Below are 13,196 nucleotides of genomic sequence, written 5' to 3'. Positions count from 1 at the left end.
GGCATGCCGCCGCCCACAGGGCACCCGGGCACCCTGCTCGACCCGCCCACCGTCACCACGCCCCGGCCACCCGTCGTCCCGCGCCCGCCCGTGCCGCCGGCCACCCCACGGCCCGGTCCGACCCGCGCACTCACGGCAGCCGTGCCCGCGGGCCTCGTGATCGCCCTGGGCCTGTGGGGGATCACCCGCCAGGACAGCATGTGGCGCGACGAGGCCGCCACCTGGCAGGTCGCCCATCGCAGCCTGCCCGAGATCTGGCAACTGCTCGGGCACGCAGACGTCGTCCACGGCCTGTACTACGCCCTCATGCACGTCGTGTTCGGGGTCTTCGGCGACAGTCTCCTGACGCTGCGGCTGCCCTCCGTCCTCGCCATGGCCGTGGCGGCCTCTCTCACCGCCGATCTCGGCGCCCGGCTCGCGGGCCGGTGGAACGGGCTCGGCGCGGGGCTCGCCTTCGCGCTGCTGCCCACCTTCCAGACGTACGCACAGGAAGGCCGCCCGTACGCGATGGTGACCGCCACCGTCGCGCTCGCCTCCTGGCTGCTGGTGGCGGCCATGCACCGCCCGCGCGCCCGCACCTGGAGCGCATACGCCGTCGTCGTCCTGCTCGGCGCGCTGCTCAACTGGTTCTCCCTGCTCGTGCTGCCCGCCCATGCCGCCACGCTCGCCCTCGCCCGGCCCCACCGCACCGTCCGGGTGCGCTGGCTGCTCGCCGCAAGCACCGCCGTACTCGGCGCCCTGCCCCTCGTCCTGGCCAGCCGGGGCCAGTCCAGGCAGGTCTCCTGGATACAGCCCACCACCCCCGGCACGCTGTACGCCGTCGCAGCCACCGTCCTCGCGGCCGGCGGCTGTGCACTCCTGCGCCGCGCACACCAGTCTGCCGGCGGGCAAGTGAGCCTGGCCGCCGTGGCCGTCCCGCTGTGTGCCGTCCCGCAGCTGCTGCTCCTCGCCGTCTCGCTCACCTGGCAGCCCCTCTACGTCGGCCGCTACGTCCTGTTCGCCCACATCGGCCTCGCCCTCCTCCTCGGGGCAGCGACCGCCACACTCGCCACGCGCCTGCCCACCCACCCCGGAGTTCCGCTCGCCGCCGTCACGGCACTCGCGTTCCTCGCCCTGCTCCCCGTGGAACAGCACATACGCAGTCCGCACAGCCGCGTCGACGACGTACTGGCTGCGGCCACGTGGGTGGACGCAGCGCGTGGACAGGGCGCCGCGGTCGTCTTCCTTCCCTCGGCCCGACGCGACACCGCCCTGGTCACCCCGGCCGCGTTCCACGGCCTGCGCGACATCGCGCTCGCCCGGCACCCCGTCGAGTCCGCCACCCTGCACGGCATCGAAACAGACCCCGGCACCACAGCCCGGGCAATGCTGCGCGAACGGCACATCATCCTCATCGGCGACGCAGAGCCCCGCCCCGCCCGCAACGCCCGCGACCGCGCCAAACAACGCATCCTGCACGACCACTTCACCAAACGCTCCACCACGATCCAACGCGGCCGCAGCATCACCCTCTACGAACGAATCGACCCCCCGCATCACAACCAGCCTGCTGCCAACAGGCCCTAGCGGAGCCGGAGTCGTGTGCACGGCGGAGGAACATGCGCACCTTCCGGCGGCCATGCAGCGGCCCTCGCGCGCCGCGAAAGCTAGGATCCGGGCCATGGCCCTGACCATGAACGACGTGGACCGGTTCGAGGCCTCCAGGCCCCGCCTGGAGGCCATCGCCTACCGCCTCCTCGGCTCCGCGAGCGAGGCCGAGGACGCCGTGCAGGAGACGTTCCTGCGCTGGCAGGCCGCCGACGTCGAGCATGTCGAGGTCCCCGAGGCCTGGTTGACGAAGGTTCTCACCAACCTGTGCCTCAACCAGCTCACCTCGGCCCGCGCGCGGCGCGAGACCTATGTGGGCCAGTGGCTGCCCGAGCCGCTGCTCGCCGGAGACCCGATGCTCGGCCCGGCCGACACCGCCGAACAGCGCGAATCGGTCTCGTACGCCGTTCTCGTCCTGCTGGAACGCCTCTCACCCAACGAGCGGGCGGTGTACGTGCTGCGGGAGGCCTTCGACTACCCGCACCGGGAGATCGCCGGGATGCTCGACATCACCGAGGCCGCCAGCCAGCAGATCTTCCACCGCGCCAAGAAGCACGTCGCGGACGGCAAGGCCCGCACCGAGATCGACGAGGCCGCCGCCCGGCGGGTCGTCGACGAGTTCCTCGCGGCCGCCACCAGCGGTGAGACCGAGCCGCTCGTGCGGCTGCTCACCCAGGACGCCATCTCGATCGGCGACGGCGGCGGGAAGGTCCCGGCCCGCACCAAGGCGTTCGAGGGCGCTCTCGCGGTCGCGAAGTTCATGCGGGGTCTGTTCAAGCCCGGCAAGGCCAAGCGCGCCCTGGTCGGCGGCTCGCCCGAGGTCCACGCCACGACCGCCAACGGCGACCCGGCCATCGTGGCGGTCCTCGACGGCCGGGTCGTCGGCGTCATGTGCCTGGAGGTCACCGCCGAGGGCATCGCCGCGGTCCGCAACCAGGCCAACCCCGACAAGCTCGAACGCGCGACCAGGCATTGGGCGGCCGCCGAGCACGGCGAACCCCTGTTCCGCGCCTTCTGACTCCGATGTGAGCTCCTTCACACCACGTTCCTGTCAGGAAACGGCGGGCCGCCCGGTTCAAGGGGCGACCCGCTGACGCAGGAGCAGACAGGAGCACGGACATGCAGCACCGCATCATCGTCCTCGGAGCCGGATACACCGGAGCCGTCGCCGCCGGGCGCCTCGCCAGGCGACTGCGCCGCGAAGACGTCGCCATCACCCTCGTCAACGCCGAGCCCGACTTCGTCGAGCGGGTCCGGATGCACCAGCTTGCGGTCGGCCAGTCCCTCAAGCCCCGGCCCTTCAGCGAGATGTTCGCGGGCACCGGTGTCGAACTGAAACTCGCGAAGGTCACCGGCGTCGACGCCGACCGCCGGACCGTCGCCGTCCGCGCCGCGAACGGCGACGGGGAAGCCGAAGAGCTGGAGTACGACACCCTTGTGTACGCCCTCGGCAGCGGCTGGAACGACCACGGCGTCCCCGGCGCCGCCGAGCACGCCCATGAGCTCGCCAGTCGCCCCGGAGCGCTCCGGCTGCGCGAGCGCCTGGCCCGCCTGGACGCCGGACAGCCCGTGGTCGTGGTCGGCGGCGGCCTCACCGGCCTGGAGGCCGCGACCGAGATCGCCGAGGCCCGCCCGGACCTCGACGTCAGCCTCGCCGCCCGCGACGCCCTCGGCGACTGGCTCTCGCCCAGGGGCAGCCGGCACCTGCGGAAGGTCTTCGCCAAGCTCGGCATCACCGTCCACGAGCACGCCGCGGTCACCGCAGTCGAGGCCGACCGCGTCACCACCGCCGACGGCAGGACGATCCCCGCCGCGGTCACCGTGTGGACCACCGGCTTCGCCGTCCACCCGATCGCGCAGGCCACCACCCTGGAGGTCACCGGCACCGGCCAGATCGTGGTCGACGGGACCATGCGCTCGGTCTCGCACCCGGACGTGTACGCCATCGGCGACGCGGCCATGGCGATGGGCCCCGGCGACAAGCCGCTGCGGATGTCGTGCGCCTCGGGCGGCTTCACCGCGTGGCAGGCGGCCGAGGCCGTCGCGGCACGCCTGACCGGCGGAAAGCTTCCGAACGTGCCGATCCGCTACTTCAACCAGTGCATCTCGCTGGGCCGCAAGGAAGGCCTGATCCAGTACGTCACCGCCGACGACCGCGCCGTCCGGGCGGCCCTGACCGGACGGCTCGCCGCCACCTACAAGGAACTGGTCTGCAAAGGCGCGGCCTGGAGCGTCGCCAACCCGACGTTCGGGCTGCCGATCCGGCGCCGCCGCGTACTGCGGGAGCCGGCCCGCGCGGGCTCGGCGGTCAGGACGCCGGCCTGACTCGCACATCAAAACGGGCGCCCTCGGTGCGAGGGCGCCCGCTTCGCTCTCGGGGCGGAGCGCCCGCAACCACTGCGCTTTCTCAGCTGATGGTGACGACACGCGCCCAGGACGGCGGGGCGTCCGGGACGTAGTCGGGGTCCTCCTCGTCCACGGCACGGGCGGGACGGGGGAAGAGACCGACGACGGTGCGGCAGGGCGGCTGCGCGGAGGGCCACGGCGTCTGACCGTCCGTCAGGGCGACGATCACGTCCGGGCGGGGCCGGGAGCGGAGCGCCCGGGCGAAGCCGGAGCGCAGATCCGTTCCCCCGCCGCCGACCAGTGCGATGTTCTCGGCGCGGCAGAGCGGGACGGCGACCCCGGCCGCCGCGTCGCAGGAGATCACCGAGACCAGATCGCGCCGCCCGCCCACCGCCCGCGAGATCGCCGCCACCTCCAGCAGCGCGCTGCCCAGCTCGGCGTCGCTCACCGACCCGGAGGTGTCGATCACGACGCAGACCCGGGGCGGCGTACGGCGCAGGCTCGGCAGCAGCACGCCGGGGACACCGGCCGAGCGCCGGGACGGACGCCGGTAGCTGTGGTCCTCGCCCACCCCCGGCGCACCCGCCGCCGAGCGGACCGCCGCCCCCAGCAACTGCCGCCACGGCTGCGGCGGATGGAACGCCTCGTCCGCCCACCGGCGCCATCCCTCCGGCGCGTCGCCCGGCCGGCCCTTGATCCCCTCGGCGACCCGGAAGCGGACCGCGTCCCGCTGCTGCCTGCTCAGCCCGTGTGCCCCGTCGGGCCCCAGCTCCCACGGCCGCTCCTGCCCGTCGGCACCACTGCCGCAGTCCAGCCAGGCCAGGTCCGCGGCGAGCCCGGACATCGACGCCGTCCGCAGGTACTCCTCCATCAGCAGCCCGTCGGGCAGCCGCAGCAGGGACGGCAGCACGGCCCCCGTGGGCAGGGGCAGACCGTCGCCGTAGATGTCGTCGTTGATCTCGAAGTCGGCGGCGATGTTCCGCCGCAGCCTCTCCCAGCCTTCGGCCGAGCGGACCCCCCTCTCGCTTCGCCCGCCCGGCCCGTGCTGCTCGTGCTCCCGCGCATACCGCTCGCCCCGCCCGTGGTGGTCCCGGAGCAGATGGGAGACCTCGTGCACCCAGACGCCCGCCAGTTCCTCCACCGGGGTGCGCGCCACGAAGCCGGGGGAGACGTAAGCGCGCCAGTGCGCGTCCACCGCCATCGTCGGTACCGACCGGTCCTCCACCACGTGCAGTGCGAAGAGCGCGGCGGCAAGGTAGGGGCGGACCTTCACCGCGTGCAGCCGGGCGGCCAGCAACTTCTCCATGTCCAGCGGGAGTCCGGGCCGGTCGTACGGCCCGCCGGAGCCGGTCGGCGGCCTCGGCACGGTGGCCCGCACCGGGCGCGGCGGCGGGGGCGGAGACATGGGGCGCGGTACCGGGCGCCGCACGGCCCCCGTCATCGGCGCGTCCCCGTCGCCCGCCCGGCGTCGGCCGTCGCCGCGGCCCGCTCCACCGACCGGTCCGCCCGCCGGGCGAGACCGACCACCCCGGCCAGCCGCTCCACCGCCTCCGGCACCTCCCAGTCGTCGCGCCGCAGCGCGGCCAGCGCCGTCGCCGGGGCGACCAGCAGGTCCGGGGCGCCGGTCTCCAGCGCCCGGACCAGCACCGCCCAGCCCGCCTCCCACCGCTCCCGCTCCGGCCGCGCCCCGACGGCGGCCACCACCGCCTCCAGCGCCGCCTGACGCAGATCGCCCCGCACCGGCAGCTCGGCGGAGGCCGGATCGGCCAGCAGCGACTCCGGATCCGGCAGGTCCATCCGGTCCACATGGGCGAGGAGTTCGAGCCCCGGCCCGTCCCCCACCGCGCCCCGCACCAGCAGCGCCAGCACCTCCCGGGAGACGGAGGCCGCCGTGCCGAAGGCCAGCAGGGTCAACGCGGCCTCCCAGCTCCGGGGCGAGGGCCAGGCACCGCCGCGCCGCGTCTCGGTGCTCGGCAGCCGGTGGATCAGCGTCGGCCGGGCCTGAAGGAAGCCGCAGACCGCGCGCCGGGCGAAAGCCACCGCCTCCGGCAGCCGCTCCGGCACCAGCCGGGGCAGCTCCGCCCGGGGCCAGACCCCGCCCAGCCCGCGCACCACCACCTCCCGGTCGTGCACCCAGTACAGATGCACGAACCGGTTGGCCAGCGGCGGGCTCAGCTCCCACCCGTCCGCCGCCGACGCGCGCGGATTGGCGGCGGCCACGATCCGTACGCCCGGCGGCAGTTGAAGCGCACCCACCTTCCGCTCCAGGACGACCCGGAGCAGTGCGGCCTGGACGGCCGGGGTGGCGGTGGAGAGTTCGTCCAGGAAGAGCAGCCCCCGACCGGCCCGCACGAGTTCCACCGCCCACTGCGGCGGCGCCATCGGCACCCCCTGCACCGCCGGGTCGTCGCCCACGATGGGCAGTCCGGAGAAGTCGGACGGTTCGTGGACGCTGGCGATCACGGTCGTCAGCGGTAGGTCGAGGGAGGTGGCGAGCTGCGTCAGGGCTGCGGTCTTGCCGATGCCCGGCTCGCCCCAGAGCAGCACGGGCAGGTCGGCCGCTACGGCCAGGGTGAGCGCTTCGAGCTGCTCGTCGGGGCGCGGCTCGGTGGTGGTCGTCCGCAGGAGGGTCAGGAGGTCTTCGGCGAGGGCGAGTTGGGTGCCGGTTCCGGGGGCGGAGGTGGGGGCGGGCAGGAGAGTACTGGAGGTCGTCATGGCATCACCTGGGGTGCGATAAGGGAACGGGACGGCCCGTCCTGGATGTCGTGGGGGCGTGCGGCGCGGAATGCGCAGCGCGGGAAAGGGACTTCGGCGGGGCAGCCGGTCAGCAGGTCAGCCCGGTGCGGGGCCGGGCCCGGCTGCTCCGCTTACGGCGCATTGCGGGAGGCGTACGACGGTCGAGCCGGGGACGGTGCCACGCCTCCGCGTGCCCGACGCCCGAGGCGTCCCCGCCTCCGACCGCACCGGCACCGGGGTGCACGGCGACCAGCCCGGAGCGGAAGAGCCCGTGGTCGATACGGCGGGCCGCAGCCGACTCCAGTGCCTCCCGGAGCGGCCCGTCGCGCAGGACCGCACCGGGACCGAGCAGTCCCTCGACCACGTCCAGCGCCCCGGCGACGTCACCGTGGGCAAGCCGCTCCCGGACCGCAGGAAGTGCCTCCGGGTTGCGGTGCACCGCGTCGATCGCCCGCAGGCACGGCAGCGCCGGCCCGCCGAGCGCCACCAGCAGTTCCTCCCGGTGCAGTTGGGCCAGGTCGTGGTCGATCGCCGTCAGCACCCCGTCCCGCAGCGCGATCCGGTGGACCTCGCCCCGGCACTCCACCCGGTGCGGATCGCCGGGCGCGGGGGCGGGGCCGGCCACCGGTGCCGAGCCGGACGCCGCCCCCGTGCCGGACGCCGCCAGTGCTGCGCCGACGAGCGGATGCAGCCGCTCGGCCGTGATCAGCCCGGCCTGCAGCAGCTCCAGATCCGGAAGGACCCGGGCCGCCGCCTCCGGCAGCACCGGAAGCGCCGCGACCTCCTGCGGCGGCAGCGCCTCCCGCAGCGGCCGGAACGCCGGGGCATGGCTGTCGTCGGGGGCGACGAGTGCGAACACGGCGCGGCTGCGCGCACCGAGCCGCACGGTGAAGGCCCCGCGGGGGCGCCCCTCGGCCCGCAACAGCAACTCCGCCTCGGCGGCCCAACGTGCCACCGCCCACGCGGAATCGTGGAGGGCAGGCCGATCGGGACGATCCGGCGGGACTGATCGACCGGGTAGGTGGATCCGGTCGGGCGGCACCACGGGCGGTACCCCGCCCGCACCGCACCGCCGCGCCAGTTCGCCGCTCCGCCCGGAGTCCCAGAGATGCCGGTGCAGGTCGAGCCGGAAACGCCGGTCGGGATGCGGGTGCGGATGCGGATGATGCCCGGAGGCACCGTTCCCGGACCCCTCCCACAGGGCCAGGGACATCCGCTGTCCGGCGTCCGCCCGGGCCGGCGGTGTCCGCACCACCAAGTGCAGCGGCGTGGCGCCGGAACGCCGGTAACGGGCCAGGGAGATGGTCAGGCCGGGCCGGAGCCGCCCGTCGGGGGCGATCCTGGGCATGTGCCAGCGGAGCAGATCCGGCGCCAGCAGACGCAGATCTGCACGGAGGCGGGTGACGAGATCGGTGCCATGGCGGTCGCGCACGGCGCGCAGATCGAGATCGACGTCGATCCGGGCGGCGGCGCAGGCCCCCGCCCAGTCGCCGACCGCACGCCGGGCGGTCGCAGTCTCGATCATGGACGGTGGCACGGCGTACTCACGCACGCGCTGCCACATCAACAAGCGGGACGGAACCACGTTCGCGAAGTGATGTGCCATCAGCACTCACCTTGCGCGAACGATTCCCCCAATCCGTACGAGGAGAGGTTCTTCATCTGCAGCATCGTAACCACCCCGGTAACGATCTGTCAGTCCTTTTGGGCCGCCCATCGGTCTTCCTCGCCACCCTGGACCGCGAAGTCCCCGATCTCCCCGAAAGGAAGGCCTTGTACCGCGTGGGGGCCTTGCCGTCAAGAAACGAATATTCGGGACGAGCTCCTCTTGCCGGTGCCAGGCACCCTGAGCTGAGGATTTCCGATTTCACGAGGTGAGAAAATCCCATGTCTGATTCGTCGGCGACAGCTCTCCTTTATGTCACACTCGCCCTTCTGGCCGCATTTTTCGTTCTCTGGGTGCTCATCGACCAGCAGAGGAAAATCGAGAGCGGGTGGACCGAGTGGTGCCGGACCGCGAAGGCCTTGCCCTGGCGGGACCGGTGGGAGCTGTATCGTGCCACCTTGCGCGGCCGTGCGGTCTCGGATCCACGGCTGGCGGCGCCGGCCGTGCAGCGCGCAGAGCGTTACCACGCATGGATGGACAGCTCGATCCGCCCCGGCAGCACCACGCGATGGTTCGGGCTCGGATTCGCCGTGCTTTCTCTGCTGGGGCTGTGTCTGGCTCTGATCGGCGGAGCAGCCGGCTGGTTCAACTACCGGTTGGGTGGCGCGCTGGTCGGGGGCGCGCTGGGAGGGTTGCTCGTTTGCCCCTGGTACGCCCTGCTCAGGAAGCAGGCCCAGCGTTGCATCGACGCCAACCGATACGCGGCAAGCCTCGGAGAGCCCGGCCGTGAGGCGGAGCTGTAGGTGTTCCCACACCCACGGCCGCGGCGTACGGCAGCCGGATGCCGGCTGCCGTACGCCCCCGTGCCTACCGGGTGAGGTGCTCCTCCAGGTCGGCGAGAACCTCGTCGGCGGCCATCACGCCGAGGCCGAGGTACCAGGTCTCGTCCGGGACGTCGTACGCGTGCCCGGCCTTGACGGCGTCGAGGTTCTTCCACAGCGGGTTGCCCTGCGCCTTGGACTTGTCCGTGGCCTTCGGGTCGCCGTAGACGCCGGTGAAGATGTAGTCGGCGTCGGCCTGGTCGATGTTCTCGGCGCTGATCTCGGCGGCGAGGTCCTCGATGTCCTGGTTCTTCGGGCGGGGGATCTCGAGGTCCTTGAGGATCGTGCCGATGAACGAGGCGTTCGCGTAGAGGCGGATCACGCCGTCGGGCAGGTAACGGACCATCGAGACGATCGGCTTGTCGGCGCCCAGCTTCGCCTTCAGCGCCGCCACCTTCTCGTCGTATTCGGCGAGCTGCGCCTTGGCCTCGGCGGTCTTGTCCAGGGCGGCCGCGTTGAGGAGGTAGTTCTCCTTCCACGTGAAGCCCGGCCGCAGGGAGAAGACGGTCGGCGCGATCTGCGACAGCTCGTCGTACTTGTCGGCGGCGCGCAGCTGGCTGCCGAGGATCAGGTCGGGCTTGAGCGCGGCGATGGCCTCGAGGTTGAGGTTGTTGATCGTGCCGACGTTCTCCGGGCTGCCCGCGTCCTTCTTCAGGTACGACGGCAGCTCGGGGGAGCCCTCGGTGGGGGCGAGGCCGACCGGCTTGATGCCGAGCGACACCACGTTGTCGAGCTCGCCGACGTCCAGGACGACGACGCGCTTGGGCTGGGCCTTGATCTCGGTCTCGCCCATGGCGTGCTCGACGGTCCGCGGCCACTCGCCCGCCTTGGCGTCGGTGCCCATCGCCGCGGTCTGCTCCGCCGCCTTCGAGAAGTCCTCGCCGCCCTGGGCGACCGCCTTCTTGTCGCCGGCTCCGGCGGAGGCGCCCGCGGACGTCTCCTCGCCGCTTCCGGAGGAACCGCCGCAGGCCGTCAGCGAGAGTGCGGCGGCGAGGGCGAGGGCTGCGGCGGCGGTACCGCGGCGGCTGGCAGACATGGGAACGCTCCCGTCGTACGAATGAAACTTAGGCGAGCCTTACTTTATGAGAAGTCTGTGCGTCCGGAGCATCCGGAGTGTGTGGCTCCGGTCACGTTCCCGGTACGGCCTGCTCGGGCACGGCCGTGTGCGTCGAACGCGGCGGTCCCGGCACCACCAGCGGATCGCCCGTCACCGGATCCGGTACGACGACCGACGCGAGTCCGAAGACCTCCTCGACCAGCTGGGCGGTGACGACGTCGGCCGGTGCGCCCTGTGCCACGATCCGGCCCGCCTTCATGGCGACGATGTGGTCGGCGTAGCGGGCCGCCTGGTTCAGGTCGTGCAGCACGGCGACCACGGTCCGGCCCCGCTCCTGGTTCAACTGCCGTACCAGGTCCAGGACTTCCACCTGGTGGGCGATGTCGAGATAGGTCGTCGGCTCGTCGAGCAGCAGGACGTCGGTGTCCTGGGCGAGGGCCATCGCGATCCACACGCGCTGCCGCTGACCGCCCGACAGCTCGTCGACCGGCCGTTCGGCGAGCTCGGCGGTCCCGGTGCGCTTCATCGCTTCGGCGACGGCCGTCTCGTCCGCCTCCGACCACTGCTGCCACCACTTCTGGTGCGGCTGCCGGCCGCGCGAGACCAGGTCGGCGACGGTGATGCCCTCCGGCGGCACGGGCGTCTGCGGCAGCAGGCCGACGGCCCGGGCGATCTGTCGGGTCGGGATGCGGGACAGCTCGGTACCGTCGAGCAGCACCGCGCCGCGCTGCGGCTTGAGCAGTCGGCCCAGGGCGCGCAGCAGGGTGGACTTTCCGCAGGCGTTGGGCCCGACGATGACGGTGACCTTCCCGTCCGGGACCTGAAGGTCCAGGCCGTCCACGACCGTACGGTCCTCGTAGGCGAGGGTGAGCCCTTGGGCGGTGAGACGGTTGCCGGTCACGCGGTTCCTCCGGAACGGCTGCTACGGGAGCTGACGATCAGCCACATCAGATACGGGGCGCCCACCAGGGCGGTGAACACGCCGACCGGCAGCTCGGTCGGGGAGAAGAGGCTGCGGGCCAGCAGGTCGGCGACGGTCACGATCAGCGCACCCATGAGCGCCGAGCACAGCAGCGGGATGTGCGGGGTGCGGGTGAGCCGGCGGGCGATCTGCGGGGCGAGCAGCGCCACGAAGTCCACCGGTCCGGCGGCGGCGGTGGCCACGGACGCCAGCACCACACCGAGCGCGCCGAGTCCGAGCCGGTCCCGGTCGAGCCGGGTGCCGAGGGCGGTGGCGGTGTCGTCGTCGAGGCCCGTGCCACGCTGGACCCGGGCCGCCCACAGCAGGAACGGTACGAGCAGCAGCAGTACGGTCGCCAGCGGTGCGGCCTGGTCGTAGCCACGGCCGTTGAGGGAGCCGGTGAGCCAGACCTTGGCCTGCTGGGCGACCAGGTAGTCGCCCTTGGTCACGAACAGCCGGGTCAGGGAGCCGAGGGCCACCGAGATGCCGATGCCGACGAGCACGAACCGGCCGGCATGCAGTCCGCGCCGCCAGGCGAGCAGATAGACGAGCAGTGCCGCCGTGAGACCGCCGGCGACGGAGACGTAGGGGAGCACGGCGTACGAGGTGACGCCGAACGTCATCGCCGCGACCGTCGCCGCGCCCGCCCCGTGCGTCACACCGATGACGTCGGGGCTGGCCAGCGGATTGCGGACGACGCTCTGGACCAGCGCGCCGGAGACCCCGAACGCGGCGCCCACCAGCAGCCCGGTCACCAGCCGCGGCAGCCTCAGCGTGCCGACGACCAGCTGGTCGGGGCTGGGCAGGCCCAGCAGCACGCGGACGACCTCGCCCGGCGCGACGAACGACTCTCCGACGCACAGGGACGCGACGACGGTGGCCGCGAGCAGCGCGGTGAGGACGGCGGCGACGAGGAGGCTCCTGCGGTGGAGCAGGAAGCTGCTCTTCCTGGCGCGCAGGACGGTGTGCCCCGCAGGTCGGAGAGTGTCCTGGGTCATGCCGTCACCAGCTTCCTCCGCCGTACCAGCACGACCAGGAACGGCACCCCGGCCAACGCGGTCATCACGGCCACCGGCACCTCCGAGGGCCGTACGACGACCCGCCCGAGGACGTCCGCGAGGAGCAGCATCACCGGCCCCAGCACGGCGGCCATGGGCAACAGCCAGCGGTGCCCGGGGCCGACGAGCGCCCGGGCGATGTGCGGCACGGCGAGGCCGGTGAAGGCGATCGGGCCCGCGGCGGCCACCGCTACGCCGGTGAGCACGGTCGCGCCGAGGGCGCCGGTCGCGCGCAGCAGCGCCACGTTGCGGCCCAGCCCCCGCGCGATGTCCTCGCCGAGCGCGAGCGCGTCCAGCCCGCGGGCCATGGCCAGCACCAGCAGCAGCCCCGCGACGAGGAAGGGCCAGGTCTGCCCGACGATCGAGGCGTCCCGGCCGGCGATCGAGCCGACGTCCCAGAACCGGAACTCGTCCAGGGCACGGGCGTCGGTGGTGAGGATGCCGGTGACGACGGAGGCGAGGAAGGCGTTCATCGCGGCGCCCGCGAGCGCGAGCTTGACCGGCGAGGCGCCCCCGCGTCCGCTGCTGGCGACGACGTAGATGCACACCGCGGCGACGGCCGCGCCCGCGAAGGCGTACCAGACGTATCCGTTCAGCGTGTGCACCCCGAAGAAGGTGATGGCACAGACGACGCCGAGCGAGGCGCCCTGGCTGATGCCGAGGATGCCGGGCTCGGCGATGGGATTGCGGGTGATGCCCTGCAGAACCGTTCCGGCAACGCCGAGGGCGATCCCGACCAGCACACCGACGACCGTCCGCGGCACCCGCAGTGCCCGTACGACCTGGGCGTCGTCGCTCGTGCCGCCGTACAGCAGCGCGTCCCAGACCGCCGTGGGGGCGATCGCGCGGCTGCCGACCGCGAGGCTCAGCACCACGGCCAGCAGCAGGAGAAGAAGGGCGACGGCCATCCAGCCGACACGTCGGCTCGCGACTCCTGACATGCGCCCTTCCCGGATCCACTACC

11 protein-coding genes are annotated in these 13,196 nt (G+C 73.0%); 4 read left to right on the top strand and 7 right to left on the bottom strand.

Features of this window, described 5'->3' with window-relative positions; genetic code table 11:
- Positions 1-3: 3 nt before the first annotated feature.
- The 3 genes from ACFV7R_RS33050 (at position 4) to ACFV7R_RS33040 (ending at position 3,912) form a co-directional block, all read left to right on the top strand.
- Entirely contained in the window at positions 4-1,566 is a 1,563-nt protein-coding gene (locus ACFV7R_RS33050; RefSeq protein WP_385270026.1) for a glycosyltransferase family 39 protein, read from the top strand.
- A gap of 94 nt (positions 1,567-1,660) precedes the next feature.
- Positions 1,661-2,605, top strand: coding sequence for an RNA polymerase sigma-70 factor (locus tag ACFV7R_RS33045; protein WP_385270024.1), 945 nt, complete (start codon positions 1,661-1,663; stop codon positions 2,603-2,605).
- A gap of 101 nt (positions 2,606-2,706) precedes the next feature.
- On the top strand, positions 2,707-3,912 hold the full coding sequence (locus tag ACFV7R_RS33040; RefSeq protein WP_385270022.1) for an NAD(P)/FAD-dependent oxidoreductase: 1,206 nt from the start codon (positions 2,707-2,709) through the stop codon (positions 3,910-3,912).
- An 82-nt stretch (positions 3,913-3,994) separates the two neighbouring features.
- On the opposite strand, the gene ACFV7R_RS33035 is transcribed toward ACFV7R_RS33040, so the two are convergent.
- The 3 genes from ACFV7R_RS33035 to ACFV7R_RS33025 form a co-directional block, all read right to left on the bottom strand.
- On the bottom strand, positions 3,995-5,239 hold the full coding sequence (locus tag ACFV7R_RS33035; RefSeq protein ID WP_385270240.1) for a VWA-like domain-containing protein: 1,245 nt from the start codon (positions 5,237-5,239) through the stop codon (positions 3,995-3,997).
- A gap of 131 nt (positions 5,240-5,370) precedes the next feature.
- On the bottom strand, positions 5,371-6,648 hold the full coding sequence (locus ACFV7R_RS33030; RefSeq protein ID WP_385270020.1) for an AAA family ATPase: 1,278 nt from the start codon (positions 6,646-6,648) through the stop codon (positions 5,371-5,373).
- A gap of 109 nt (positions 6,649-6,757) precedes the next feature.
- Positions 6,758-8,275: a hypothetical protein gene (locus tag ACFV7R_RS33025; protein WP_385270018.1), complete on the bottom strand. Its 1,518-nt coding sequence runs from the start codon at positions 8,273-8,275 to the stop codon at positions 6,758-6,760.
- Between the two features lie 281 nt (positions 8,276-8,556).
- On the opposite strand from ACFV7R_RS33025, the gene ACFV7R_RS33020 reads away from it, so the two are divergent.
- Entirely contained in the window at positions 8,557-9,078 is a 522-nt protein-coding gene (locus ACFV7R_RS33020) for a hypothetical protein (RefSeq protein WP_385270016.1), read from the top strand.
- 64 nt (positions 9,079-9,142) lie between these two features.
- Here the strand turns inward: ACFV7R_RS33020 and ACFV7R_RS33015 are convergent, their stop codons facing one another.
- The 4 genes from ACFV7R_RS33015 to ACFV7R_RS33000 form a co-directional block, all read right to left on the bottom strand.
- Entirely contained in the window at positions 9,143-10,192 is a 1,050-nt protein-coding gene (locus ACFV7R_RS33015; protein ID WP_385270014.1) for an ABC transporter substrate-binding protein, read from the bottom strand.
- Between the two features lie 91 nt (positions 10,193-10,283).
- Entirely contained in the window at positions 10,284-11,114 is an 831-nt protein-coding gene (locus ACFV7R_RS33010) for an ABC transporter ATP-binding protein (RefSeq protein ID WP_385270012.1), read from the bottom strand.
- Positions 11,111-12,172, bottom strand: coding sequence for a FecCD family ABC transporter permease (locus tag ACFV7R_RS33005; RefSeq protein ID WP_385270010.1), 1,062 nt, complete (start codon positions 12,170-12,172; stop codon positions 11,111-11,113). The genes ACFV7R_RS33010 and ACFV7R_RS33005 overlap by 4 nt, the downstream gene beginning before the upstream one ends.
- Positions 12,169-13,173, bottom strand: a complete 1,005-nt coding sequence (locus ACFV7R_RS33000) for a FecCD family ABC transporter permease (RefSeq protein WP_385270008.1) — start codon at positions 13,171-13,173, stop codon at positions 12,169-12,171. The genes ACFV7R_RS33005 and ACFV7R_RS33000 overlap by 4 nt, the downstream gene beginning before the upstream one ends.
- Between the last annotated feature and the right edge of the window lie 23 nt (positions 13,174-13,196).

The organism is Streptomyces sp. NPDC059866, assembly GCF_042731325.1.
Taxonomy (GTDB): Bacteria; Actinomycetota; Actinomycetes; order Streptomycetales; family Streptomycetaceae; genus Streptomyces; species Streptomyces flavusporus.
The sequence above is the reverse complement of the archived record's forward strand: the minus strand, read 5'-3'. Positions and strand labels throughout refer to the sequence as shown.